The sequence below is a fragment of the Sulfitobacter pacificus genome (assembly GCF_030159975.1).
Classification (GTDB): Bacteria; Pseudomonadota; Alphaproteobacteria; order Rhodobacterales; family Rhodobacteraceae; genus Sulfitobacter; species Sulfitobacter pacificus.
This window is the reverse complement of the sequence record NZ_BSNL01000001.1, coordinates 2,222,115-2,247,399: the sequence shown is the minus strand read 5'-3', so window position 1 is coordinate 2,247,399 and position 25,285 is coordinate 2,222,115. Positions and strand designations below refer to the sequence as shown.

28 protein-coding genes, 1 tRNA gene and 1 pseudogene are annotated in these 25,285 nt (G+C 54.9%); 26 read left to right on the top strand and 4 right to left on the bottom strand.

Annotated elements, in window-relative coordinates; translation table 11 throughout:
• Positions 1-55: 55 nt before the first annotated feature.
• From QQL78_RS11275 to QQL78_RS11255, 5 genes are all read left to right on the top strand, one after another.
• On the top strand, positions 56-1,471 hold the full coding sequence (locus QQL78_RS11275) for a YcjX family GTP-binding protein (RefSeq protein WP_284373469.1): 1,416 nt from the start codon (positions 56-58) through the stop codon (positions 1,469-1,471).
• Complete coding sequence (locus QQL78_RS11270) at positions 1,468-1,911, top strand: GNAT family N-acetyltransferase (protein WP_284373466.1); 444 nt, start codon at positions 1,468-1,470, stop codon at positions 1,909-1,911. The genes QQL78_RS11275 and QQL78_RS11270 overlap by 4 nt, the downstream gene beginning before the upstream one ends.
• Entirely contained in the window at positions 1,911-2,909 is a 999-nt protein-coding gene (locus QQL78_RS11265; protein WP_284373464.1) for a YcjF family protein, read from the top strand. Before QQL78_RS11270 ends, QQL78_RS11265 begins: the two co-directional genes overlap by 1 nt.
• Before the next feature lie 285 nt (positions 2,910-3,194).
• Complete coding sequence (gene ileS / locus QQL78_RS11260) at positions 3,195-6,107, top strand: isoleucine--tRNA ligase (RefSeq protein WP_284373463.1); 2,913 nt, start codon at positions 3,195-3,197, stop codon at positions 6,105-6,107.
• Between the two features lie 81 nt (positions 6,108-6,188).
• A complete protein-coding gene (locus tag QQL78_RS11255; protein WP_284373461.1) occupies positions 6,189-6,644 on the top strand; it encodes a methylated-DNA--[protein]-cysteine S-methyltransferase in 456 nt (151 codons plus the stop codon).
• Here the strand turns inward: QQL78_RS11255 and QQL78_RS11250 are convergent.
• A complete protein-coding gene (locus QQL78_RS11250) occupies positions 6,641-7,333 on the bottom strand; it encodes a CDP-alcohol phosphatidyltransferase family protein (RefSeq protein ID WP_284373459.1) in 693 nt (230 codons plus the stop codon). The two genes, QQL78_RS11255 and QQL78_RS11250, sit on opposite strands and share 4 nt — an antisense overlap.
• Before the next feature lie 197 nt (positions 7,334-7,530).
• Between QQL78_RS11250 and QQL78_RS11245 the strand changes: the two genes are divergently transcribed.
• The 4 genes from QQL78_RS11245 (at position 7,531) to QQL78_RS11230 (ending at position 10,646) form a co-directional block, all read left to right on the top strand.
• A complete protein-coding gene (locus QQL78_RS11245) occupies positions 7,531-9,243 on the top strand; it encodes a DUF4214 domain-containing protein (RefSeq protein WP_284373457.1) in 1,713 nt (570 codons plus the stop codon).
• Between the two features lie 139 nt (positions 9,244-9,382).
• Positions 9,383-9,682, top strand: coding sequence for a 50S ribosomal protein L28 (gene rpmB, locus QQL78_RS11240; RefSeq protein WP_284373455.1), 300 nt, complete (start codon positions 9,383-9,385; stop codon positions 9,680-9,682).
• A 105-nt stretch (positions 9,683-9,787) separates the two neighbouring features.
• Positions 9,788-10,129 (top strand): DUF2946 family protein, encoded by a 342-nt coding sequence (locus tag QQL78_RS11235; RefSeq protein ID WP_284373453.1) that lies wholly within the window; start codon positions 9,788-9,790, stop codon positions 10,127-10,129.
• A 37-nt stretch (positions 10,130-10,166) separates the two neighbouring features.
• Positions 10,167-10,646, top strand: coding sequence for a copper chaperone PCu(A)C (locus QQL78_RS11230; RefSeq protein WP_284373452.1), 480 nt, complete (start codon positions 10,167-10,169; stop codon positions 10,644-10,646).
• 133 nt (positions 10,647-10,779) lie between these two features.
• On the opposite strand, the gene QQL78_RS11225 is transcribed toward QQL78_RS11230, so the two are convergent.
• Positions 10,780-11,472: an NAD-dependent deacylase gene (locus QQL78_RS11225; RefSeq protein WP_284373450.1), complete on the bottom strand. Its 693-nt coding sequence runs from the start codon at positions 11,470-11,472 to the stop codon at positions 10,780-10,782.
• A gap of 130 nt (positions 11,473-11,602) precedes the next feature.
• Here QQL78_RS11225 and QQL78_RS11220 point away from each other — a divergent pair, with 130 nt between their 5' ends.
• The 11 genes and pseudogenes from QQL78_RS11220 (at position 11,603) to QQL78_RS11170 (ending at position 19,014) form a co-directional block, all read left to right on the top strand.
• Positions 11,603-12,478 (top strand): carbon-nitrogen hydrolase family protein, encoded by an 876-nt coding sequence (locus tag QQL78_RS11220; protein ID WP_284373448.1) that lies wholly within the window; start codon positions 11,603-11,605, stop codon positions 12,476-12,478.
• Positions 12,479-12,659: 181 nt separating this feature from the next.
• Positions 12,660-12,878 carry a translation initiation factor IF-1 gene (gene infA / locus QQL78_RS11215; protein ID WP_005978431.1) on the top strand — a complete coding sequence of 73 codons (219 nt, stop codon included), beginning with the start codon at positions 12,660-12,662 and terminating at the stop codon, positions 12,876-12,878.
• Positions 12,879-12,918: 40 nt separating this feature from the next.
• On the top strand, positions 12,919-13,494 hold the full coding sequence (locus tag QQL78_RS11210; protein WP_284373445.1) for a Maf family protein: 576 nt from the start codon (positions 12,919-12,921) through the stop codon (positions 13,492-13,494).
• Positions 13,495-14,517 (top strand): ribonuclease E/G, encoded by a 1,023-nt coding sequence (locus tag QQL78_RS11205; RefSeq protein ID WP_284373443.1) that lies wholly within the window; start codon positions 13,495-13,497, stop codon positions 14,515-14,517.
• On the top strand, positions 14,514-14,705 hold the full coding sequence (locus QQL78_RS11200) for a DNA gyrase inhibitor YacG (RefSeq protein WP_284373442.1): 192 nt from the start codon (positions 14,514-14,516) through the stop codon (positions 14,703-14,705). Before QQL78_RS11205 ends, QQL78_RS11200 begins: the two co-directional genes overlap by 4 nt.
• A 103-nt stretch (positions 14,706-14,808) precedes the next feature.
• Positions 14,809-14,883 (top strand) — tRNA-Phe (locus QQL78_RS11195).
• A gap of 401 nt (positions 14,884-15,284) precedes the next feature.
• The gene (locus QQL78_RS11190; RefSeq protein ID WP_284373440.1) at positions 15,285-16,568 is read left to right on the top strand and encodes a hypothetical protein; all 1,284 of its coding nucleotides are present in this window, start codon (positions 15,285-15,287) and stop codon (positions 16,566-16,568) included.
• Positions 16,569-16,624: 56 nt separating this feature from the next.
• Positions 16,625-17,467, top strand: coding sequence for a hypothetical protein (locus tag QQL78_RS11185; RefSeq protein ID WP_284373438.1), 843 nt, complete (start codon positions 16,625-16,627; stop codon positions 17,465-17,467).
• 135 nt (positions 17,468-17,602) lie between these two features.
• The gene (locus QQL78_RS11180; RefSeq protein ID WP_284373436.1) at positions 17,603-17,950 is read left to right on the top strand and encodes a DUF3768 domain-containing protein; all 348 of its coding nucleotides are present in this window, start codon (positions 17,603-17,605) and stop codon (positions 17,948-17,950) included.
• 335 nt (positions 17,951-18,285) lie between these two features.
• Positions 18,286-18,579 (top strand): annotated as a pseudogene (locus QQL78_RS21735) (hypothetical protein); the annotation flags it as partial.
• A gap of 117 nt (positions 18,580-18,696) precedes the next feature.
• Positions 18,697-19,014: a hypothetical protein gene (locus QQL78_RS11170; RefSeq protein WP_284373432.1), complete on the top strand. Its 318-nt coding sequence runs from the start codon at positions 18,697-18,699 to the stop codon at positions 19,012-19,014.
• A 46-nt stretch (positions 19,015-19,060) separates the two neighbouring features.
• Here QQL78_RS11170 and QQL78_RS11165 read toward each other — a convergent pair whose 3' ends face one another.
• The gene (locus QQL78_RS11165; RefSeq protein ID WP_284373430.1) at positions 19,061-19,399 is read right to left on the bottom strand and encodes a helix-turn-helix domain-containing protein; all 339 of its coding nucleotides are present in this window, start codon (positions 19,397-19,399) and stop codon (positions 19,061-19,063) included.
• A 146-nt stretch (positions 19,400-19,545) separates the two neighbouring features.
• Here QQL78_RS11165 and QQL78_RS11160 point away from each other — a divergent pair, with 146 nt between their 5' ends.
• Together QQL78_RS11160 and QQL78_RS11155 are read left to right on the top strand one after the other, a co-directional pair.
• Entirely contained in the window at positions 19,546-19,770 is a 225-nt protein-coding gene (locus tag QQL78_RS11160) for a hypothetical protein (RefSeq protein ID WP_284373428.1), read from the top strand.
• A gap of 115 nt (positions 19,771-19,885) precedes the next feature.
• Positions 19,886-20,023 (top strand): hypothetical protein, encoded by a 138-nt coding sequence (locus QQL78_RS11155; RefSeq protein WP_284373426.1) that lies wholly within the window; start codon positions 19,886-19,888, stop codon positions 20,021-20,023.
• Positions 20,024-20,187: 164 nt separating this feature from the next.
• Here the strand turns inward: QQL78_RS11155 and QQL78_RS11150 are convergent, their stop codons facing one another.
• Positions 20,188-20,517 (bottom strand): hypothetical protein, encoded by a 330-nt coding sequence (locus QQL78_RS11150; protein WP_284373425.1) that lies wholly within the window; start codon positions 20,515-20,517, stop codon positions 20,188-20,190.
• Between the two features lie 393 nt (positions 20,518-20,910).
• Between QQL78_RS11150 and QQL78_RS11145 the strand changes: the two genes are divergently transcribed.
• From QQL78_RS11145 to QQL78_RS11130, 4 genes are all read left to right on the top strand, one after another.
• On the top strand, positions 20,911-22,575 hold the full coding sequence (locus QQL78_RS11145; RefSeq protein ID WP_284373423.1) for a DEAD/DEAH box helicase family protein: 1,665 nt from the start codon (positions 20,911-20,913) through the stop codon (positions 22,573-22,575).
• 25 nt (positions 22,576-22,600) lie between these two features.
• Entirely contained in the window at positions 22,601-22,966 is a 366-nt protein-coding gene (locus QQL78_RS11140) for a DUF6626 family protein (RefSeq protein WP_284373422.1), read from the top strand.
• Positions 22,967-23,046: 80 nt separating this feature from the next.
• On the top strand, positions 23,047-23,502 hold the full coding sequence (locus QQL78_RS11135) for a DUF6641 family protein (RefSeq protein ID WP_284373420.1): 456 nt from the start codon (positions 23,047-23,049) through the stop codon (positions 23,500-23,502).
• Positions 23,503-23,706: 204 nt separating this feature from the next.
• Positions 23,707-25,020, top strand: coding sequence for a tyrosine-type recombinase/integrase (locus tag QQL78_RS11130; RefSeq protein ID WP_284373418.1), 1,314 nt, complete (start codon positions 23,707-23,709; stop codon positions 25,018-25,020).
• Positions 25,021-25,285: the final 265 nt, after the last annotated feature.

Below are 25,285 nucleotides of genomic sequence, written 5' to 3'. Positions count from 1 at the left end.
TCCCTCGGGTGCGCCCCTATGTTACCCGTTGAGACAACAGAAGGCGGAAACGGGTTTGGTCATTACACGCATTGCCGATGGCATCTGGCGTCAGATTGAAGCGGTGCAGGACGCGGTGTCGGAAACGCTGTTCGAACCGGTGATCCGCTTGGGTGTGACGGGGCTGGCGCGCTCTGGCAAGACGGTTTTTATCACGTCACTGGTGGCCAACCTTCTGGATCGCGGGCGGATGCCGGGGCTGTTGGCCGCCGCTGAGGGGCGGGTCGAGGCGGCGTTTTTGCAGCCACAACCCAATGATACGTTGCCGCGGTTTGAATATGAGAAACATCTGGCGGTGCTGACCGGACAAACCCCGCATTGGCCTGACAGCACCCGCGCTATTTCCGAGCTGCGCCTGTCGTTGAAGGTACGGCCCAACGGATTGCTTTCGGGGCTGCAGGGGCCGCGGACGGTGCATCTGGATATTGTGGATTATCCCGGCGAATGGCTGCTGGATCTGGGGCTGATGGAGCTGTCTTTCGAGGAGTGGTCCAAGGCCACATTGGCGCGCATCAAGACCCGCGATTCCGCCCGTGACTTCATGGCCTTGGCAGGGGGTGTTGATCCAACGCTTAAACATGACGAAACCCTTGCCCAAGACCTTGCACAGCGTTTTGCCGCGTATTTGAGTGCGGCGCGGCTAGCTGGCTATTCCGATTGTACACCGGGGCGGTTTCTGCTGCCCGGTGATCTGGCCGGATCACCGGTGCTGACCTTTGCCCCGATCCCAACAGATGGCGCGTCAAAACGGGGCAGTTTGCACCGCGAAATGGGGCGGCGTTTTGAGGCCTATAAGTCCCGCGTGGTGCAGCCGTTCTTTCGCGACCACTTTGCCCGGATCGACCGGCAGGTGGTTTTGGTTGATGCGCTGGGTGCCATCCATCAGGGGCCGCAAGCGGTCGAGGATCTGCGCCATGCCATGGGCGAAACCCTGAGTGCTTTCCGTCCCGGAAAAAACGGGTTCCTGTTTAATCTGCTGGGGGGCAAACGGGTTGAAAAGATCCTGTTTGCAGCGACCAAGGCAGATCATTTGCACCACACGCAACACGCCAAATTAAGCGCAATTATGGAGGCGCTGACCCGCGAGGCGCGTGATCGCGCCCAATATGCCGGTGCGGGCACCGCGGCAATGGCGATCGCTTCCCTGCGGGCCACAACTGAGGCGGTGATGGAACATGATGGCACCCCGTTGAATTTGGTGCGCGGCACCTTGCTGGACACTGGCAAGGAGGCGGCTTTTTATCCCGGTGATCTGCCGGCGGACCCTGCGCATTTGCTGAACCCGGCGCGGGCAGGGGCGCAGAAATGGCTGGATCAGGATTATCAGGTGATGCGCTTTGCGCCCGCACCGCTGACGCTGAAACCGGGGGACGGGCCGCCGCATATCCGGCTGGACCGCGCCGCAGAGTTTTTGATTGGGGACCGGTTGTGACGGCACTGCGAGCGGCACGTTCAACAGATGCGGGCAAGGTCGGCGCGATCCTGACGGAATTTGTGGCGACAACCGACTGGATGCCGCAGTTGCACTCCGGGGCAGAAGACATTGCACACGCCGGTCAGTTGATCACCCGAGGTTGGGTGACCGTGGCAGAGGTTGAGGGTGATGTTATCGGGTTTGCGGCTTGCGATGGCGAAGATCTGGATGCGCTTTATGTGGCACGCTCACAGCGCGGACAGGGGGTAGGCACAGCCTTGCTGCATCACCTGCAGAAAGAGCGGGCGGTGCTGAAGCTCTGGACGTTTCAGGCAAATCTCGCAGCGCAGAATTTTTATTTGAAACACGGCTTTGTTGAACAAGAGCGCACGGATGGGGCCAGCACTGACGAAGGCCTGCCGGATATCCGGTTTCAATGGCATAAAGGGAGCCTGTAATGGCAAAAGGTCCGGTACTTTTTGATCTTGAGGAAGATACGGCCCCGCGCCCGCAAGTGGCGGTGGCCCCCCCTGTGCCCGATCTGGTGACTGCCGTTCCACAGGGGCAGGCGATGCAGATGGCGGCCAGCCTGGCGGTGCGCAAACCCTCGCTGCTGGTGCGTCTGTTCTGGTGGCTGGCCAGCATTCTGATCGGGGCCATGGTATCGATTGCGGCCTGGACATTTGTTGTCGATCTGATGGCGCGGTATCCGCTGTTGGGGCTGGTGATGTCGGTGTTGCTGGGGGCCTTTGTTCTGGTGTTAACGCTGCTGGGGGTGCGCGAAATGGCCGCGTTTGGTCGGTTGTCGCGGCTGGATGGGCTGCGCCACGATGCGGCAGAGGCGCTGGCACAGGTGGATTTGACCGCGGCCCGCAAGGTCACAGACAGGCTTGTCACCCTATATAAAGGGCGCGAGGAGACACGTTGGGGGCGGGACAGGCTGGCAGGGTTGTGCGGCGATCAGATGGATGCAGAGGGGCTTCTTGCCTTGGTGGAGGCGGAGCTGCTGGTGCCACTGGACAAGGCGGCCAGTCGCGAGGTGGAGGCAGCGGCGCGGCAGGTGGCGACAGTGACGGCGCTGGTGCCTTTGGCGCTGGCGGATGTGGCGGCGGCATTGACCGCGAACCTGCGGATGATCCGGCGGGTGGCCGAGGTTTATGGCGGGCGCTCGGGCTTTTTTGGGTCCTGGCGGCTGACCCGTGCGGTGTTGAGCCATATGGTGGCAACAGGTGCGGTGGCCGTGGGGGATGATTTGCTGGAGCCAGTGTTGGGGGGGACGATTCTGGGCAAGCTGTCGCGCCGCTTTGGGGAAGGGCTGGTGAATGGTGCCCTGACCGCGCGGGTCGGCGTGGCCGCGATGGAAGTTTGCCGCCCTCTACCATTCGGGGAAGGTAAACGACCAAAGGTGCGCGGCATCGTGAAAAACGCATTAAGCGGTTTGTTCAGCAAAGGGTGACCCAAAGGTGCAGGCAAGCCTGCATTCTATTTTTGAGGGGCTCCGCCCCATCGGCCAAAGGCCGATTCCCCGCAGCATTTACGGCCAAAAAGAGGAGGGCTTGTCGGGCTGTTGGTGGCTGCGTATAAGCGGCGCATGGCTTGGCATTTGTTGACCCACATTCGAATTATATCCCCGGCGCTCTGAGTTGATGAGACGCCGGGTAAAGGTGCTTGAGTTGATCGCATCGCCCTTATTTCAGGTTTTGACCTGACCCTTTTCACTATTATCCGAAGGACGCCTGACATGTGCGCCGATACGCCTGAAAACCTTGACTATAAATCCACGCTGAACCTGCCCAAGACTGATTTCCCGATGCGGGCAGGGCTGCCGAAACGCGAACCAGATTGGCTGGCACGTTGGGAAAAGATCGGGGTTTATGACCGTCTGCGCGAGAAACAGAACCGTGCGCCCTTTACACTTCATGACGGGCCTCCTTACGCCAACGGGCATCTGCACATTGGTCATGCGCTGAACAAGACGATCAAGGACATGATTGTGCGCAGCCATCAGATGATGGGGCGTGATGCGCGCTATATCCCGGGTTGGGATTGCCATGGTTTGCCGATTGAATGGAAGATCGAAGAGCAATACCGCAAGAAGGGCCGCGACAAGGACGAGGTGCCGATCAACGAATTCCGCGCGGAGTGCCGTGCCTTTGCCGCTGGCTGGGTCGATGTGCAGCGCGAGGAATTCAAACGGCTGGGCGTGCAGGGCAACTGGGCTGATCCGTATCTGACGATGGATTTCCATGCGGAGCGGGTGATTGCCGAGGAGTTCATGAAATTCCTGATGAACGGGACTTTGTATCAGGGATCCAAGCCCGTGATGTGGTCACCGGTAGAGCAGACGGCGCTGGCCGAGGCTGAGGTGGAGTATCACGACAAGGAGAGTTTCACGATCTGGGTGAAGTTTGATGTTGTTGGTGGCGGGGACCTTGAGAGCGCGCAGGTTGTCATCTGGACCACGACACCTTGGACCATTCCGTCAAACAAGGCCGTGGTTCACGGGGCCGGGATTTCCTACGGGTTATATGAGGTGACGGGGACGCCCGAGGAATGTTGGGCTTCCGTTGGGGATAAATTCCTGCTGGCGGACAACCTGGCTGCGGATGTTCTGGGCCGTGCCCGTCTTGAGGACGGCATGTGGACGCGGGTCCGCGATGTGACGGCGGATGAATTGGTCGGTCTGTCGCTCAAGCATCCTTTGGCAGGCACCGAAGGCAGCAATGGCGAGTGGGACGACCTGCGTGACTTCCGCGCGGCTGAGTTTGTTACCGACACCGAGGGCACGGGGTTTGTCCATTGTGCGCCAAGCCATGGTTTGGAGGAATATGACCTTTACCGTGATCTGGGCATGCTGGAACAGATGATCACCTATAACGTGAACCCTGATGGGCGTTACCGCGACGATTTGCCGTTCTTTGGTGGCAAGGCGATCCTCAAGCCGAACGGCAAGGAGGGCAATGCGAACGCCGCCGTGATCGACAAGCTGGTCGAGGTCGGTGGCCTGCTGACCCGCGGCAAGATCAAGCATAGCTATCCGCATTCCTGGCGCTCCAAGGCACCTGTGATCTATCGCAACACACCACAGTGGTTTGCGGCGATCGACAAGACTGTGGGTGACGGGCAGGATATGCATGGCACCACGATCCGCGCGCGTGCGCTGACCGAGATCGACAATGTAAACTGGACGCCGAAATCAGGGCGCAACCGATTGCACGCCATGATGGAGGCGCGACCCGACTGGGTGTTGAGCCGCCAGCGCGCATGGGGTGTGCCGCTGACCTGTTTCACGCGCAAAGGCGTGTTGCCGACGGATGAAGGGTTCCTGCTGCGCAATGCGGAAGTGAACGCCCGTATCGTCGAGGCATTTGAGGCCGAAGGTGCGGATGTCTGGTATGAGGAGGGCGCGAAAGAGCGGTTCCTGAGCGGTATCGTTGATCCGGCGGAATACGAGCAGGTCATGGATATTCTCGATGTCTGGTTTGATTCCGGTTCAACCCATGCGTTTACCCTGCGCGACCGCGAGGACGGCACCGAGGACGGTATCGCAGATGTCTATATGGAAGGCACTGACCAGCATCGCGGCTGGTTCCATTCGTCGCTGTTGCAATCGGTTGGCACCACCGGCCGTGCGCCTTACCGCAATGTGGTGACGCATGGGTTTACGCTGGATGCGAAGGGCATGAAGATGTCCAAATCCATCGGCAATACCATCGTGCCCGAGAAGATCATCCAGCAATATGGCGCGGATATCCTGCGGCTCTGGGTGGCGCAGACCGATTATACGCAGGATCAGCGGATTGGTGATGAGATCCTGAAAGGGGTGGCGGACAGCTATCGCCGCTTGCGCAATACCATGCGGTATATGCTGGGCTCGCTGAGTGATTTCACTGAGGCGGATCGGGTTGATCCAAAAGACATGCCGGAGCTGGAACGGCTGGTGCTGCACCGTTTGGCCGAGCTGGATAAGGTTGTGCGCGACGGTTATGCCAAGTTCGACTTTCAGGGTGTGTTTCAGGCGGTGTTTACCTTTGCCACCGTTGATCTGTCGGCCTTCTATTTCGATATTCGCAAGGATGCGCTGTATTGTGATGGCGATACAGAACGCCGGCGCGCGGCGCGCACTGTGCTGGACATCCTGTTCCACCGCCTGACAACTTGGCTGGCCCCTGTGCTGGTGTTTACCATGGAGGAAGTCTGGCTGGAGCGGTTCCCGGGTGAGGACAGCTCTGTCCATCTGACGGATATTCCCGAAACACCTAGTGATTGGTTGAACCCTGAGCTGGCGGCGAAATGGGCCAAGGTCCGTGCGGCGCGGCGGGTCGTGACCGCCGCACTTGAGGTACAGCGAGTCAACAAAGTGATTGGTGCGTCATTGGAAGCGGCCCCAACCGTTTATGTGACGGATGCGGATCAGCGTGCGGCATTGGAAAGCGTGTCCTTTGAGGATGTCAGCATTACCTCTGATGTGACGATCAGTGGGGATGCGGCACCGGCCGACGCTTTTGTGATGCCCGAGGTTGAAGGGGTCGCGGTGGTCTTTGCCAAGGCGGAAGGCGGCAAATGTGCGCGCTGCTGGAAAGTGTTGCCAGATGTGGGCAGCCACAGCCATGCAGGTGTCTGCGGGCGCTGTGATGCGGCGGTGTCTGCATAAATCCATGGCGGGGTGAACCCCGCCAACGGGATACGCAAGTTTCGGATTGTGACCCTGCGCTGAGAGGTGCAGGGTCTTTTTATGTTGAAACGTACTGTAGAAACGCCCTTTGGCGACCTTACCCTTGTCGAGGAAGAGGGGGCCATTACTGCACTGGAATGGACCCGGGTGGCGCATCTTGACCGCTCTGATCTGTTGGATGAGGGGGCGAGACAGCTTGCTGCCTATGCCAGTGGAACGCGCGAGGTGTTTGATTTGCCATTGCGCGTGCATGGATCACAGCTTCAGCAAGAGGTCTGTCGCGTGATGGCGGACATTCCCTTTGGCTATACCCGTACTTACGGCGAAATTGCCAAGGAACTTGGTGTGCCCGCGCAATCGGTTGGGCAGGCCTGTGGCGGCAATCCGATTCCGGTGATCATCCCCTGCCACCGTGTGATGGGGGCCAAGGGGCTGACCGGGTTTTCTGGACGTGGCGGGGTGGAAACCAAGGTGGCCTTACTGCGCCATGAAGGGGCGGCGGGGTTGCTTATCTAGTCTTTCGGCTCTGTCAGCTGTTGGACCGCGCCCGCAACGCAAAGGTAGATCGAGGTCAAGACCAGCCCGAAATGCGCCCAGCTTTCAGGGTGGAAATCGACCCATGCGGCCCAGCCAGCGAAAAACACCCAAGCCAGCGCCATTGGCAGGGTGACGATGCGCCAGCGTTCTGTGCGAACGGGGTGCACAAATTTAACCGGCAGAAACATGGTGACGGAGAGGATCGTCACGATGATCAAACAAACCCACCAAGGTGGCGAGAGGGCAAACAGCACCAGCACCAGCATGTTAAAGCATCCCGGAAAGCCCCAGAATGAATTATCTTTTGTTTTCATGCGTGTATCGCAAAAGTACATGGCCGAGGCAAAAGTGACGATAATGATCATCACCCAGCCACTCCACCCGTCCATCAGGCCGGATTTGAACAGGGCGAAGGCGGGGATGAATACATAGGTCAGATAGTCGATGATCAGATCCAATAACACACCGTCAAATTGCGGCGCATTGGTTTTGACGTCATATCTGCGAGCCAGCGGGCCATCGATACCATCCACGAAAAAGGCCACCACCAGCCAAAGGAACATCATGTCCCATTTGCCATCAACAGCTGCCAACATGGCCAGCATGGCAAAAACCGCGCCTGTAGCTGTGAAAAGATGGACGAGAAGGGCGCGTGTCTGGATGCTCATGATGCGAACTTCGCAAATCTGGAAGGGGGATGGAAGAGGGAATGGGCAGGCGGAACGGCAAAGCGGGTTTACCTTCTGGTCCGGCGGCAGATTGACGGACTTTAGGGAAGAAGCTACCATTTTAGGTATTAAGTCGGACCTTTTTTAACCATTTCTTGCCTTAACTACCTGATTTTTTATATTTTTGGGAGATTTTTATGCCCCTACCCGTCGCTGCCGTTGCCGCTATTGGTGCAATTGGACTGGTTGCAGATGTCTTGTCCATTTACTCGTTTTTTGGTTCATCCGAGGATGATGATGCGCGAGAGGCGGATCTCAATCAGTTGAAATCGGATCTGTCGAACCTGCAAAACCTGCCGGGGATCGTCATCAATGTCAGTATTGCCGAGTCATTAGGGCAGGCCGATACTGCCTTGGACAACCTCGCACTTTACCGGACGACCGAGGACGCCACCGCGCGGAGTGTTTTGGCGAATAATGCCATCCTGTCGGCGCAGGGTGCGCTGAACGACATCAAATCCCAGGTCGGGGTAACCTATGAAGCCGCACCGATGGAATCTTTGTCATATGCTTTCGGTGCGCTGCATTATGCCATCGCGGTGCGTATGATGGTGGCCAATGCCGTGCAGGATGGCCCGCTGGGTGGAACCGGCCTGCATCTGTCTGTCAAGGAAGCCGCGGAATTTCTGCATAGCGTTTTCGACCCCGGCAACGATATCATCGGCGAAATGGCCCTGAGGATCGGTTCTTCTATTTCGGCCGAATACGATCAAAGTTTCTTTGGGGGCAGCGTTGATGTTGTTGTTTCAAGTTCGCTGACCGGAGACCGTGACACATTCACCATCGAACGTGACAGCGGCTTTCGGGATACATTCCCTTTCCTGCCGTACCGCGAGTCGGACGCAAGTTTCGCCGCCCGCGTGAATGAGGCCGCGCAGGAGGCCTATGATGACATGTATAACGATATCTACGCAGATCTGGGGCTTCAGGATTATCTGAATACTGCCGGTGATGTGAATGCATGGCTTGCGCAGAATGAAGCCAATGTTTCCGATATTTACGAACAGGTCGGCAGCAACGCCGAAAATGACATCGGCAGCGGTACAAGCAAGGCGGATTATTTCACCGGTCTGGGGGGCGACGATGAATTCTTTGGTGCCAATGGGCCAGATGCGTTAAGCGGCGGTTCCGGTAATGACATTCTGCGGGGCGGGGCGTTACAGGATATGCTGCGTGGCGGCATGGGCAATGACATGCTGTTCGGTAACGAAGCTTACGGGGATCCAGTGGATGGCGACACCGCCCGTTTTTCAGGTCTTTCGACCGAATATACTGTCACGGGCGGGCAGACCTATGCGGTAGTGTCCGGGCCTGACGGGGCCAAGGACAAGCTGTTCAATATTGAATTCCTGCGCTTTGACGACGCAGTTATTGCTTTGGGTGAGGGTTCTGCCCTTGATGCTGCGGGGGATCCAGGGGATTTCGATATCTCTGAACGTGTGGCACTCCTGTATGAGGCGGCATTGGACCGCAACGGGCAGATTGATCTGCCAGGGCTGAATTTCTATATTGATGTGACAGCGCGCGACGGGTTGAGCGACGAATTTCTTGCGGCCGACCTGATGAGAAGCCCTGAATTTTCCGAAAAGTTCGGGGATGTGGATACCCTGAGCAATGATGAATTTCTGGAGCGCATCTATCTCAACGTTCTGGACCGCGAAAGTGATGTGGCAGGGCGTCAGTTCTATCTGGATCTGCTGGATGACGGGACCATCACGCGGGCATTGGCGCTGGCGGATATTGCGATCAGCCCAGAGAACACCAGCGGATCAACGCAGGTCCTGCAAAGCCTGTTCGAAAGTTCGGGTGGTGACTGGCGTTTCTATGATGACAGTTTGGCGATCGTTTAAGAATCCTGACCCGCTACGGCTTGACCCCTCTGGCGATTCCCACTAAAGCCCAGAAACAAGTTTCAGGGTCGCCCCGCGGCCCCTTTTATGTGTTGCGTCCAAAAAGGGTGCCACACCACTAAAACAAAAGGATGAACCCATGTCGCGCGTTTGCGAATTGACCGGAAAAGGCCCGATGACGGGCAACAACGTAAGCCACGCGAACAACAAGACGCGTCGCCGCTTTTTGCCGAACCTGAACCAGACAACCTTGCAGTCCGAAGCACTGGGTCGTTCGTTCAAGCTGCGTATCTCGGCACATGCCCTGCGTTCTGTTGATCACCGTGGCGGTCTGGACAAGTTCCTGGCCAAGGCAAAAGACACAGATCTGTCCGCCAACGCGTTGAAGATCAAGAAAGCGATCGGCAAGTCCTCCGCAGAGGCAGACGCGCTGACCTAAGCTGCGCCTGACATGCCAAGTTATTTGCAACCCCGGACATTTGATGTCCGGGGTTGCGTCGTTTTGTCTATCGTATCTTTGCGGGCCATTGGGTAAATCGGGCATATGACTCGTGTGATCCTTTCTTTCCTGCTGGCCTTCCTGCTGGCCCTGACGTCCCAGTCGATGGCGGCGGCACGTGGGGCTGCTGCTGCAACAGGGCAGATGGTGATCTGTACCGGTTCTGGCACGATGACAGTCTATACCGATGCCGGGGGAGAGCCGACAACGGCCCCGCATCTCTGCCCTGATTGTATGGCAGGGGTCGTATTTGCCCCCTTGCGCGTGGTTGTCAAAGCGCCAACGCGCTATGTTCCCGTTGAATTGCCGACATTGGCCGCCATGCAGGTCTTGGCCGCAGATGCGCGGCTTGGGCCCCCCGTGCGCGCGCCTCCTTTGAGTGTCTGAACTTCTCTTCCAAATTCAGATAATCAAGGACAATCAGATGAAATTCTCGACAGTTTTCGCGGCTGGCATTGCCGCCTCTATCCTCAGCGCCACGGCTCTTTTTGCGGGTGATATCACCATTGAAGACGCCTATGCGCGCAGCTCTACTCCGACATCCAAAACCGGCGCAGCATTTTTGATGCTGAAGAATGCTGGCGATGCTGACGACCGATTGGTCGCAGCTTCCAGTGATGTGGCCAAACGGGTGGAGCTGCATACCCACAAAGACGCCGGCAACGGTGTGATGCAAATGGTCGAGATCGAGGGCGGCATTGTTGTCCCGGCGGGCGGCATGCACATGCTCAAACGTGGTGGTGATCATATCATGTTTATGGGACTGACAGGACCATTGGAGCAGGATCAGGAAGTTGCGGTGACCCTGACATTTGAAAAGGCAGGCGAGGTCGAGGTTCTGATCCCAGTGGATCATGAACGCAAGGCAGATCACGGTGCGATGAAGCACGATCACAGCAACTAATACATTTCGACGAAAACCTGAGACACAGAGCATCGCTCAGCGCGTTGAAATCTCTGAGTTCAGGCAGCTTTAGGTGACTAAAGTTCTTCGCGAAATGCTATTAGATCAAAGAGGGTGGGCGTTTCGCCCGCCCTCACTTTGCAAGGATTTCCGCGACCCATTCTGTGACGGTTTGCGAGGCCGGGCCGATGCGGTGTTCGGCAAACTGATTGCCCACCGCAGAAGGTTCCAGATTGAATTCAATGGTATGGGCACCGGCATGGCGGGCCTCGGCCACAAATCCGGCGGCGGGATAGACATTGCCCGATGTGCCTATGGCGACAAAGATATCTGCCTGCGCGATGTGACCCACCAGTACATCCATGTCATAGGGCATTTCCCCAAACCAAACGATATCAGGCCGCGCAGCAGGGGCGTTGCAGGAGGGGCAGGCGTCACCGGCGGCCATGACCATCGGCGCAGGCCAGCGGTGATCACATGACGCACAAAGCGCGCCCTTGAGGTGTCCATGCATGTGATAAAGGGTCTGTGTCCCGCCACGCTCGTGCAGGTCATCGACGTTCTGCGTGATCACTACAACCTCGCCGTCATGTTCTGCCTCAAGCTGGGCAAGCGCGCGATGGGCGGCGTTTGGGGTAACCTCTGCGGCCTGTGCCCGGCGGGCGTTGTAGAAATTTACCACCAGTTCGGGATCGCGCATGAACCCTTCGGGCGTGGCCACGTCCTCGACCCGGTGTTGCGCCCACAAACCGTCTTCGGCGCGAAAGGTTTCGATACCGCTTTCGGCGGAAATGCCTGCGCCGGTCAGGATCACGATTTTGCGCATAACTGGGGTCCTTTGATTGGATCGCGGTGAGGCCGTCTGATCTGTGTGAAACGAACCACAGCGCGGGTCAAGGCGGCTTGCGATTGTCGTAAAACCCCCGCAGTGTCGCGCCATTGCAGGAGAGCCGAATATGAAGATCGCAACCGCCGCCTATCCGCTTGATATACTCACGTCTTGGGCCCAATACGAAGACAAGCTGGCCAAATGGGTCGGACAGGCCGCAGGGCAGGGGGCAGAGCTGCTGGTGTTCCCCGAATATGGTGCGATGGAGCTTGCGACCTTGGACGGCATGGATGTGGCGGGTGATTTGGAAAAATCGATGTTTGCCGTATCGGACAGGCTGGCGGATGCAGATGCTGTGCATGTAAGGCTGGCGGCGGAATACGACGTGCATATCGTCGCGGCCTCCGCACCTGCTGCCACAGAAACACGCCCGGTCAACCGCGCACGGCTGATCACCCCCACGGGGCAGATTGGTGTGCAGGACAAACAGATTATGACCCGGTTTGAGGAAGAAGTCTGGGATGTGGTGCCGGGCAACCCGTTACAGATGTTTGATACCACTCTGGGCAAGATAGGCATCCTGATCTGTTATGACAGCGAGTTTCCGCTATTGGGCCGGGCGCTGACCGATTGTGATGTGATCTGTGTGCCCAGTGTCACCGAAACCCTGGCCGGTTATTGGCGGGTGCGCATCGGGTCCATGGCGCGGGCTTTGGAGAACCAGTGCATCACTGCGATGTCATCTGTCGTTGGGGCGGCGGATTGGTCAGAGGCGCTTGGCAATTCCTTTGGGGCCGGGGGGATCTATTGCCCGCCGGATCGCGGATTTCCAGATACTGGTGTGCTTGCGGCGGGCGTGTTGAACGATCCAGTCTGGACCTTTGCTGAAGTTGATCTGGCACAGGTGGCTGAGGTGCGCCGCGATGGCATCGTGTTGAACCGCAAACACTGGGACCACCAAATCGGACGGGAGGCGCCAGCAGCAGGGGTCAGGCTGCGCTAAACGCATCAAATTTACGCAAAGCGGATGAAACAAAACTGCTTAATGCGTTGAAATACTTGATTTCAGGCCAGTTTAAGTGATTCAAACCCTTTCAAAGGCGCTAAACCCCTTGAAAAACGGTGCAGAAGCGCTCATTTAGTCGCGTGGCCCCGACATTGGGGTGAATCATTTAGGAGAGACCATGGCCAAGGAAGATACGCTCGAATTTCCCGGTGTTGTGAAGGAACTCTTGCCTAACGCGACGTTTCGGGTCGAGCTGGAAAACGGCCATGAGATCATCGCGCATACGGCAGGTAAGATGCGCAAGAACCGCATCCGTGTTCTGGCTGGCGATAAAGTACAGGTCGAAATGACCCCATACGATCTGACCAAAGGCCGGATCAACTACCGCTTTAAGTAACCTTATAGGGCTGCGCGGGCTTTGCGCATCGTGTGCAACCATGCAGTTCATTTTGGGATCAGGCTCCCCGCGCCGTTTGGAACTCCTCGCCCAGATGGGCGTGGTGCCGGATGCTGTGCGCGCACCCGACATTGACGAAGACCCTTTAAAAGCAGAGCTGCCGCGCCCTTATTGCGGGCGTATGGCGCGCGAAAAGGTGGCAGCGGTTGCGGCGGATGCGGATGACATCGTGCTCTGTGCAGATACTACGGTGGCCGTGGGCCGTCGCATTCTGGGCAAACCCGCGGATGCGGCTGAAGCCGAAGCCTTCCTGCGCCTGATGTCCGGGCGACGTCACAAGGTGATCACGGCGGTTGCGGTCAAACGCGGGCCAAAGATCTGGGAACGGGACGTGCAATCTGTCGTCAAGATGAAATCCCTTTCTGACGCTGAAATCAAATCCTATCTCGCGACCGGTGACTGGCAGGGCAAGGCCGGCGGCTATGGTATTCAAGGACCTGCGGGGGCGTTGATTCCATGGATCAGCGGGTCTTTTACTGCCATCGTTGGATTGCCGCTTGCGGAAACTGCAAACCTGCTGATTGCAGCGGGATACCCCCTAACTGGAGGCACCTGAATGAAGGGTCGCACGATTATTCTGGATCATCTGGGCGAGGTAGAAGTCGCCGCTTTGATGGTGGATGGTAAACTTGACGACCTGCTGGTCGACAGCGATGCGCCACGCCCCGGCACCGTTTACCGCGCGATTGCGGACCGGCCGGTCAAAGGGCAGGGTGGGATGTTCCTGAAAACCCCTGACGGATCTGCGTTCCTGCGCCAGATTAAGGGCTTGGCACCGGGTCAGCCGATTCTCGTGCAGGTCACGGGTTTTGCCGAGCCGGGCAAGGCGATTCCGGTTACCGCCAAAGTGCTTTTCAAAAGCCGCTATGCCATTGTCACGCCGGATGCGCCGGGGCTGAACATTTCGCGCAGCATCAAGGACGAAGAGGAACGTGACCGCCTGTTGGAAATCGCCCATGACGCGATGGAGGGCACGGCCGATGGTTTGATCCTGCGTTCATCTTGCGTGGGTGCAGAGGCGGAAGAGATCGCAGACGACATCACTGCCATGCTGACGCTCGCCGCGACCGTTGTTGAAGATGCAGCGACCGAAATGGACGTGCTGATTGAAGGGGATGGCCCACATGTGCTGGCCTGGCGCGAATGGACTGCCCCTGCCGAAGTTGTAACCGAAACCGGCGGATTTGAAAGCCGGGGTGTATTGGACGCCTTGGAGGATGCGCGGGGTGCTTTGGTTGGTCTTGGCGGTGGCGCCTCTATGTATGTCGAACCGACCCGTGCCCTGATTGCGGTGGATGTGAATACCGGCAATGATGCCTCTCTTGCTGCTGGGATCAAAGCCAACATGGCCTGTGCCCGTTTGCTGGCACGTGCCCTGCGGGTGCGGGGGCTTGGCGGGCAGATTACCCTTGATCTGGCTCCGATGCCCAAGAAGGACCGTCGCGCCTTTGAACATGCTCTGAGGGCGGCGTTTCGCGGGGATGATGTTGAAACCGCGCTGGTTGGCTGGACCCCGCTTGGCCATTATGAATTGCAACGCAAAAGGGCGCGTGTTCCCTTGAGCGAGGCGCTGGCATGAGCTGCCCGATGTGCAAGGCTGCGACGGATCCAAAATACCGTCCCTTCTGTTCGGGGCGGTGCGCGGACCTTGATCTTGCCAAGTGGTTTAACGGATCCTACGCCACTCCTTCGCGTGCCCCGGAGGATGTGGAAGCCGCAATTGATGCAGCAGAAGCGGCGATGAATGCGGTTCAGAAGCCGCATTGAGAAGGTGGGTAAAATTAGAGGGCGAATAAGGCGAAAAGACGCTGGACACCCCGCGCGCAACGCCCTAGAACGCCCACACCCCACCAAAGATTTGGTGTCCCGTGCCTGGGTAGCTCAGGGGTAGAGCAGTGGATTGAAAATCCTCGTGTCGGTGGTTCGATTCCGCCCCCGGGCACCATTTAAATCAAGTAAAAACAGTAACTTGCTGGATTTCTGCATTGCAGCGAAAATCGCTGAAAACCCCAATATACCCTATCACAGTGTTAGCACAGTGCGAAAATCATCTGTTAGCACAGTACGTTGTGAGCGCCGCGCCGTGCACCTAGCACAGTTCTAGCACAGCGCGGTAGCAACGCTCCTTGCCGTGCTTATGGTGCTTTGGGAGTGATGATGCTTGGGTAAGTTGTTGGGATTGTTGGTGAAATTAATGGCTTTCTCGGGACTTCGACTTGGGGACGATTTATTTGTCAAAATGAACCAGCTTGGGTGCCAGTGTTTCGTCAATAAAGGCAACCTGCGTCTTTGGTTTGGTGCTGAAGCTTTCTATATCTTGCGGACACAACGGAAAATGGTGCACGGATGACAAGTAAGAAAACCCCTCCAATATCTGAAAATCCTTCAGCCAAAGAACTGTCTGATATGCTTCCCTTGGTGAAGGCAGCGAAAGGCATCACTGGCTTTCTTCAGAAAATCGGTTTGGACACTGAGGCGGTTGGTGGAGTTAATGATGCGGCAGAAGCAGCGTTAACTCAGTCTGATATACTGGACCTTCCTGATCGGTTTAACTCTGCGTTCGGCAGGCTTGGCTGGGTTGCTACCAATTCGATGTCCGTTGACGTCATGCGCGAAGCGATAGCACAGTTTGAAGCGGGAGATGTGCAAGGAGCTGAACAGACAGTCATGGACTGGTTTTCGGCTGACAATATTCGACTGTTTGGAATTAATCGCAGCAAAAGCTTCAACAAGGCTACCAACAGGTGGCATCAACTGAACGAGGCTTGGCAACTCACTGAAGAAGAAAGGTACTATTCCGCCGTCCCTTTGATCCTGATAATCTGTGATGGTTTCGCATCCGACGTTTTGGGAAGCAGCCCATTCGAGAAGGACGCTGATCTAACGCTGTTCGACTCAATAGTTGGACACGAAACGGCTCTTCCCTCTTTGATAGGACAGACGACGAAAGGCGTTCGGAAGTCTTCTGATGACGAAGTAGATTATCCGCTTCGCCACGGAATCCTTCATGGTCGCACTTTGGGATATGCAAACCGGAAAGTTTGCTTGAAGGCATGGATGCTTTTCATCTCATTGGTAGATTGGGCAATCGACAAACGGGAAGAGGAAGCAAGAAGAGCCAAACATGAGGGCAAAGAGGCAGACACCTGGTCCGCGTTCTTCGAGAGGCAACGAAAGCACCAAGCAGATAAAGCAGCTATGGAAACATTTCAGCCAACTGAATGGTTGAATCCTTCTGTTGACGACTTTGAAAAAGACAGCCCGGTGTTCAGTTTTTTCGAGTTCCTGCAAGCATGGCAGTCGAAAAACTATGGTCGCATGGCATCACGAGCGGTGAACCTTACTGGAATGAAGCACGGCTATTTAGCGGGACGATTGAGGAACGACGGTGAACTGATCGAATTGCTAGAATTTGATATTCAGTCTGTGAAACAAACAAGTGTGGCTCGGGCGGACGCCATCGTTGTGATGAAGGGATCGTCTTTGAAAGGTCCGGTCCAAGGAACCTATGGGATTGCTGCATTTCGCAATACCGAGACTGGCGATGTAGCTATGCCAACTGACATCGGAGATTGGCAAGTTCAACAAGGTTGCATGTTCAATTTGCTGCACCAACGCGAGATCAATTAGAAAGGGCAGGTTTAGTGGGTAACTCAGCTGTTACGGACTATGAAAAGCGATGCGCTGTGAGCAAGATAATCCAGGAAGCTTTTTTGAAACATGGTTTACCTTTGCATGATATTCGAAATGAAATCCATGTATCGGACAAAGTTGTAGTCGAACATACGTCGCAAACAGCGGGCATTTCAGAGGCTATTTTCAATCACCTTTTCCCCAAAGAACCCACTCCGGCTAGACTGTATCACTATACCGATTTGGACAGCCTCGAAGGAATTGCCTCTTCTAGCGAGTTGCGCCTCTACCCCATCAACAAAAGGCTAGACGAAGGTGGTGAACTAAGTGCTTTCGCTAAGGCTCACAATCTTTCGGGTTACCTTAATGATGATGACGGCGAAGCCTTGTACAAGGACATGTCTAAAGACCTATTTTATATCTCTCTGACTCGCCAAATTGCTAAGGACCCCAGACTTATGTGGGGCTATTTTGCTTCTGGCACAGGAGTGCGCCTCGAGCTCACTATAGACCCTAAGTGGGCCGACCTTCGCCCCATGAATTATGAGAGCGGGAACGACAAGACCTTACTGGCGACAATAAATAAAGCTCTTGTGGCCCAAGGTTACCCCCAGCTCACCCCTTGGGGGATTTCAAGGTTGGGTGCATTTTACCTTTCTTCGACTGTAAGTTTGGAAGATGAAGTACGTCTTTTGGTGAAGAGATTCGAGGGTGGCCCTGATTTGACACACTATGATGGGAGGTTTGACTACTGGCCCATTCCTATCGGTACGCCAAACAATTATTGTACCATTGATGTCACCGCGATCCATGTTGCTCCGAACGGCAAGAACGAAGAGGTAAGAAAAAGGATAGCGAACACAAATTTGGCGTCGGTTCCAGTGACTGGGCCGTAGGCCAAAGCAGGTTTGACGCTTGCCGTCGCTGTTCCGTTGTCCCGGAAAAAGTCAAACAGCACAAAAAGCCACTCTTCGGTCGCTCTCCGAACCACATCGCCATAACTGAGTTGGGCCCAACGATATGAGGTCCATATGGTGTCACTAACAGTCCAGCGCATCGCCGAGTTGAACGACAAGTTCCGACGATGTGATCCCAGCGTACCAGGGATGCGGTTCTTCACCGCTGGTATCATCGAGGTGCTCAAACGGAACAAAGTGGATGGCGATGAGATCGTTCGGATTGTCAGTGAGTTCAATGTGTTCACAGAGGACAACGACCCGCATCGGGAGCACGACTTTGGCACCTTCGAATATTTGGGCGAAACCTGCTTTTGGAAAATTGACGCCTATGACAACGACTATTCCATGGGCTCGGATGATCCAACGGACCTAAGCAAGACCCGCCGTGTGCTTACCGTTATGCTGGCAGAGGAATGGTGATGGTGGAGCCGGATCAGATGCCAAAGCCACGCTGCACTTCGTGTGGTTCCGCGGATGTCCTGCGGGATGCATATGCGTGTTGGGACGAAAATGCACAGGAATGGACGCTTCACAGCTGCTACGATGATTTCCGCTGCGAGAACTGTAATGTGCAATCCAAACGCGTAGATTTCTTGATTTGATCAAGTTCTTGCGGCCCATCATTGCTGGAAAAACTCACAGAAACTTTCGTAACGAAAATTCTGACAAGTACTTTTCCGGGAGATTTTGGCTTGCTGCCTGTGGAAGGCTTCATCGCCATTGACACACTTGGGCAGTAAAGCTTGGATGCCCTAATGCTTGAGTTTTGCGAAATCCAAGGTGACGATCCCGTTTTGGTTACATCACCGGTGGTTCGGGCTTTGGATTTTTTGGCTGAAAAGTTTGACGCGCATCCCAAAGGTATCCCGCTGACCAAATCCTTGGCTTTCAAGCGGGACTTGGTTGCTGAGGCCATAGTTGAAATCCAGTGGCCCGATTGGACTGAAGCTGAGATTTACAACGGGTACATGCCGATCAAGGTCGCAGATGAGCAGCATTTTTTGCCGTTTTGTGATCTGCATGAGCATCTCGTGAACTTGAAGCTGGTGCGACGCTTCAAAGGCCACCTGCTGCTGAGCAAAACCGGCAAAACCCTCTTCGCGGATCGCTTCCAACGGTTTCATCGGCTTGCCCAATACGTTCTGTTCGAGGATCCACATCGTTTGATGATGCGAGAACATCATGGTGTGTTTGGGAATTGGGATGTCTGGCTCAACGTGTTGGACATCGAAACCACCCACGGTGCCAGCGGCAAACACCTCACGGAAACCTTCTATGGCGTGGAAGACGAGCCCCATGATTTTGACCCACGCACCAGTAGGTTTCACACCCATGTTTTGGAGCCGCTGATCTACTGTGGTCTGCTTGATGAAAACCGTGAAAACGGGCGGAAACTCACTGAACGCGTCTACATGAAAACCAAGCTTTGGCAGAGCTACCTTCGATTGGACGACACACCGCCAATCCTGCGGGTCGTGCATTGAAGATGGGCTGGTGGAAAACTTGATTAAATCAAGTTTTTGGAACCCGCTAGACGTCCTCTTGAAGTACCTTACCCAGCTTTAACAGCAAGTTCAGCTGTCGATCATCCATCTGCGCGATCATTGAATTCACCTGCATCAGCAAGCGTTGCCGTGCATCGGTTAGGTCTTCCTCATCCACATCGAAGAACTCCCGCATGGGCAGACCCAGCACATTGGCGATGTCATAGAGCGTGGAAAAGTTGGGCGCAGTTTTGCCGCGCTCGATATTGGAAATGGTCTCGAACGCTTTGTCTATAGCTTCCGCCAGTTGAGCCTGTGTGAGCCCCTGTTGGGTACGTGCAGCTTTCACGCGCAACCCGATGTTTTGTTTCAACTGCTTACTCATATGATGATCTATAAAGCCGTGTAAAGCACTTGCCCATGTAATGTGGTTTCGTTACTTGTGAGAAATAACGGATTTACGAGCCGATTCACTGCGTGAAACATGATGTTTTGCGCCCAATGGAGCTCACCCTATTGTTGGAGATACTTATGAAACTGATCGCTTTGGTTGCACTGTTTGGGTTGTTTGGTGCTGCTGCGATGGCAGACACTGCCGAGGCAACAGTTTGTGAGGAAATCAAAAGCCCAGACCCTGCTGTGAGCCCAGATGGGTTTGGCCAAGCCGTTGGCGAACGTGGTGAGACCAATGGGGAAACCCAAGAAGGTGACGCCTATACCGGTGATCCCGCCTATGGGGATTGTGACGGTCGCTGATGCACAGATGTGTTTGTTGGGCTGTTTTACCTCTCTGTGACACGGGCCCCAGCAGGCATTCAACTGAGGGCTTGGACACCAGTTCGAGCCCTCTTTTTTCGGTGGCGGTTTTCCAATGCTGCTGGTGATCGCTCTCATCTTCGCTTTACTTGCCCTGTTGGCGTGGCACTTACTCAGCAAGGAACCCATCAAGCTGAGATACTTGGTTGGTTTGGGTGTTTTCGTCGTGGCGATCTATTGGGCCGCGCTTTGAGGCTCAGCGTGTAAGAACTCAGAGAAACTTTCGTGAGGAAAGTTTTGGTTCGTTTTTTCCTGAAGACACCCGCCATTTCAGGTTCAGCAGTGTTGGGTGCTAGCAGGAGTGGCAAGGGCCACAACGCATTGATTTCATTGATATCCAGACGCAGTTTTCTTGATCTAATCAAGTTCTTCGGTGCAACTGCCGTCATGCCAGCTGCAACTGGGCGCAATGAAGTCGCCAGTTCCATTGGGTTCTTTGATCTTCATGTGTTGGGCTTGACCTGTTGGAGCGAAGCTCATCCCAAAAGATGAAGAGGTGAAACGAAAAATCCATGCAGCTACTGCCGATGGCATGTGCCAGAGGCAAAGGGCTGCTGTGGATTTGGTAGACAGCTGCCCACGGCAGGTGTCGCCCGATAGGGCTGACCCATTGGCGTTGATGATCAAGGAGACATCTGCGCTGACGCCACAGATGTGATCCAAACCTACGCTGTTTGCTGCAGTCATCGCTGACGCTCTTCTGCCAAACAGCTGGGTTTGGCTTTGGAGCTCTTGCTTCGCGTGTTTGGCTTGGATTTCCACCGAGTAGGTGCAACAAGAATATACCTTATAATATAGCAGAAAGATGTTGCGCCTTTGGCGAAAACCCTTCCAGCATGACGGCCTGTTGCACCTGATCCGCACAGTGATCATCAGAAATTCACGCAGAAGCGTTCGTCCAAACGCATAAATAGAAGTGAGCCCAAAAGCTCGTTCCGGTGTTTTCAAATTGTCCGGTTTTCAAGTGTCATTGGGGCAATCCAGCTGGATTGCCCCATTTTTTCGCCCACAAGTTAAATGTCTCGATCCTCGCAGAGGTGTCTCCATAAATAGCTTTGACACTTAAAATGGACGTAACCCATGGGAACAAAACCTCATTTTTACACCGTTAATGCCTTCGCAGGCAGCGGCAAAACATATCAAGCACTGCGATGGGCGCTCATCGAAGCTGCCATTGATCGACGCAAAACGGTGATTGTCTTCAAATCCAAAGAATTGATCCAGCAGGCCTATGAGGATGCGCGTGCTCATGCAGAACAATTGAACCTGCAGGTGCCCATCACAGTCATTCATTCCAGCGCCAAGTTTCGGGTTCACCAGCCCATATCGGTGAACCGTCAAATCCACACTCATCTTTCAAACGCATCGCCCCAACAAGGTGAGATATTGATGATCACCGAAGCCGCTTTCTTGAACCTGCAGCATTGGCCCAAGCGGTATCAATGGACCATCATCTGCGATGAAATCCCAGATATAACCCCTTCGATGCAAGTGAACCTGCCGGAAAATCACCACCTGCTGACCCAGCATATTCATCTTCAGCAAAGCAGCGACAGATATTCGGAAATCGGGTTCAACGGGGCTGGAAAAGCCGCACTGACAGACATCGCTGAAAACCCCAGCCGAGATGACGTCAACAAAGTGCTGGCCCCATTGGCCCGACGGCTGGTGCATCCACAGTATCGTTGTTTTGTGCTCACCAAGCAGTACGAGGCGCTGATCAACCAAGAAGGGGATGCCAAACGCAGGCAGCTCGAAGTGTTTGCCCTGTTGCAGCCCAGTATCTTTGGAACCGGTTCAATCAGAAGCGCCGCTGGAGACCCAACTGTCGGCGACATCCAAGACAGTTTCAAAGATGTTATCATCATCGGCGCAGGCTTTGACATCTCTTTGATGGCCAACATTTGGCCAGGGTTGGATGTACAGTTTGAGCCCCACGCTGAACTTGGGCAGAAGCTGCGATATACCCAACACAGCTGCGGGCATCGGCTATTGATCCGCTACGTGTTTGAGCAGGATTGGTCCAAATATTTTGCGGGCTCTGTCAGTGAATTCGATAGCAGTGAGGTCGAAAATTTCGAGATTTTGCAGCAGGTATGTCAACGGCAGTTCGGTGATGAACCCTTTGCATATCTTTGTAACAATGATCGGGAGGCGGATCTAAAAACGGCATTTTCGTCGAAAGCCCTACAGTTGCCAAACGCGCCATGGGGCCTCAACGATTATCAAGGTATTCACAATGTGGGTATTTTGTCCGCGTTGAATCCCACACCTGCACATCTGGGTTTTTTGAACTTCCTGTGTCGAGATGCCGATGATGTCCGTGATGCCTTGTTCCATAGTCATGTGTACCAAGCCGTGATGCGTTGCAGTCTGCGGGATTTAAAGTCCAACGTGCCGGTGAAGGTTTTGGTGCCCGATGCAAAATCAGCGCAAGCTTTAGCCACCTATTTTCCAGGATGTCGGGTTGAGCCGCTGCAAATCCAGATCAGCAGAACTGCTCCAAAGAAAGGTGGCAGACCAAAGCTGGAAGACCCCAAACCAACCAAGCAGGTTTTGCAGGAAACGCGCAAACGGCAGCGGGCCTTGAGCAAAGAGATCAAGCGTATGGAGGCTGGTGGCGCTGTCGATCTGGCGTTGATGGAAAAATTCCAACAGGAATGCCGTTCCAACAATACCCGTTGGATGCGCCTGCAGCAGTTGGTCGCTCAAATGGAAAGCAAGCGAGGGCCTGCTGCTGGATAAATATCAGCAGCAAAAGGACAAACCCATGAGATACAACGAATATGCTGGTGATCACATCCTACGGGATGCGTTTCACCTTTACCGCCGCAACAACATCACCAAATCCCAAACCGCGTTTTCCAGACGCATCTTGGGGATGAAACCCTCCTATTACTCCTGCATGATCACGCGGAACCGACAGCCATCACGGCGCGTGTTGGAAACACTGCTCAGTGTGACCAAGACCATCATGGGCACGTTTGTTGGGAACCCCCATTTTCGCCAGCCTTATGCCGCCAATCTGAACCGCGCGTATGATCAGCTTGAGAAGCTGATTGAGCGCATTAACGTGGAGCTGAACTTTGTGGACGTGATGCAAGAGCTGGAAACAGACGCCGAAATTGCGGCTTGAACCAAATCACAAACCATTCGCTCTCTGATCCAGGTGGCGTTAACTGGTCCTGGCATGTTCCACATAAGAAGGCCCATGCCATGCAACATCTGTCCAAACTATCCCTCACAGTCACTTCTCAAAAACAGCCGGTTTCGCCGGTGGCAAAGAAGCGGCTGAACCTACTGCGCAAACTTGAGCTGCAAATCCAAGCTGCTGAAGCTGAACTTCGCGATGAAGAGTTCCTCGAGGAAATTCGCAAATGGGTGCGCGGGGAAGACGGCGAGCGGGAGCAGGTGACGGAAAAACGGCCCATTAGGAAATGGTGGTGGCAACACCATACGGGCGCTTGGATGCTTACGCTGAAGGATGGTGCGAAACCTCTGCCGCTGTTGGAGGACAAAAACAGCATCGAAATCGGTGAGATCACCAACTTGGTTGAGGTTCTGCAGACGGTTCGGTCTGCGGTTCTGGCTGGTGAACTTGATGATGCGCTGGAGCAGATGGTGAAACCCAAAGGTAAGCCAAAGACGCCCGCAGACAAACCAAAGTCCTAACTGCACATAAACACGCATGAAAGCCGCTGGTTCGCGCTAGCGGCTTTCTTATTGGGTCTATGACAGTGTGCCAACCAAGTTGGGAAGTCTGTTCTTTTCCTATTTGTTTCAATCATATGGATCACGGAAAAAGCTCTTCTTGAACTCGTCCCATTGGTGGGTTGGCTTTATGCCAAAGGCGACATCAACTACAGGCAGATCAAAATGGACCCAGTTTCAGAAGGTTACACGCTCTATCAACGCCCACCAAGTGGGCGTTACTACGTGCAGTACTCAATCAAGGGCCAGGGGCAGCAGCGGCTGTCTTTGGGCACCTCAGACCCCATTGAGGCGGAACGCCGCGCACAATCCAAATGGATCAAAGCATGTGCGCTTGCTGAGGTGGGGTTGTCCGTGAACAAAAAGCACTTTGAGAAAATCGCCGAGGAGTTCATCGCGGGCATCGAACTGGCTGTCCAACGCGGGGAGAAAGCGGAATATCACGCCAAACAGTATCCGATGATTGTCCGCCGCTACTTTGTGGAGCACTTCAAAGGCAAGCTGATGAGTGCGCTGAAAGCCGATGACATCGACGAGTACTGGGATTTCCGTAAGGAATACTGGATCACCGGCCCCGGTTCGAAGAACCCACTGATCGAATACACCCGCATCATCAAAGGAGAGAAAACGCGGGTTTTCCGGCCCGTTAAGGAAGGCTATCCATCGAAATCGACCCTGCACAAGGAAAGCCTACTGCTGCGCCAGCTGTTCGAGTTTGGTCAACGCCGTGGCTACGTCATTGAAATCCCTGAGATCCATGCGCCCAAAGACAAACGACGCAAAGACAGCAGCAGGCCTGGGTTCACTTGGGAGGAGTTCATGCATCTGAAATCCGTCTCCGAAAATCGCGTGCGTGAGTATGAATTCTCCCAAGACGATCCAACGGGCAAGAACCAGAAAACGTATCAAGATCGGCTGCGCTTGCATTGCTTCTGCATGATTGCGGCGTTCACTGGAATGCGGCCCACCGAACTGTTCAATCTCAGCTGGGGCGACATCGAAGCGAGGAAAATCCACGCGGAAAACGGCGAACTCTGCGACGTCACCGTGATGCAGGTGCGGGGTAAGGGAAAAGAACGTGAGATGGCAGCCATGCCGGAAACGCTGACATTCATAAACCTGCTCAAGTCGCTGTTCTATGTGGCCACAGGTCGGATGCCTGAGGACAGTGATCCCGTATTCTTCAACCACGAGGGCAAGCGCATTCGCAGTTTCAAAATCGGTTTGGCAAAGCTTCTGATCGCCGCTGATCTACGCGAGGCCCGCAACGGCAAACTCAGGGACAGTTTCAGTTTCCGCCATTTCTACATTACCCAGCAAATCCGCGAGGGTGTTGGGCACCATCTGTTGGGTCGCAACGTTGGGACATCAAGCAAGATGATCGACGCCTACTACAGCAAAATCAGACCAACAGATGAGATCGCGCAGCTGATCCCGGACTGGTCGAAGAAGCGGCTGTTGCAGTATCGCCGGAAGTGACGCTCTGGAAGGGAGGGCGGAAAGTCGACATTCGCTGCAAGTGCGTGGCGAATGAAGTGGCACTGCAAAAGCGGACGTGTCTCGTCCCTGACGAACCCTTTTTCTTGTTGTTCTTCCGATAGATATCGGCCGTGAGATCCAAGAGCGATCCGGTTTTCATGCAGAAATGACTGATGACCCCGGGCTGTAGGCTTGAAGGTTCCTGCCCCGTCCAAGCGTTTTTAGTGGCGAAAGCAAAATAGGTGCCGGTTTGTCGAAATAGTCG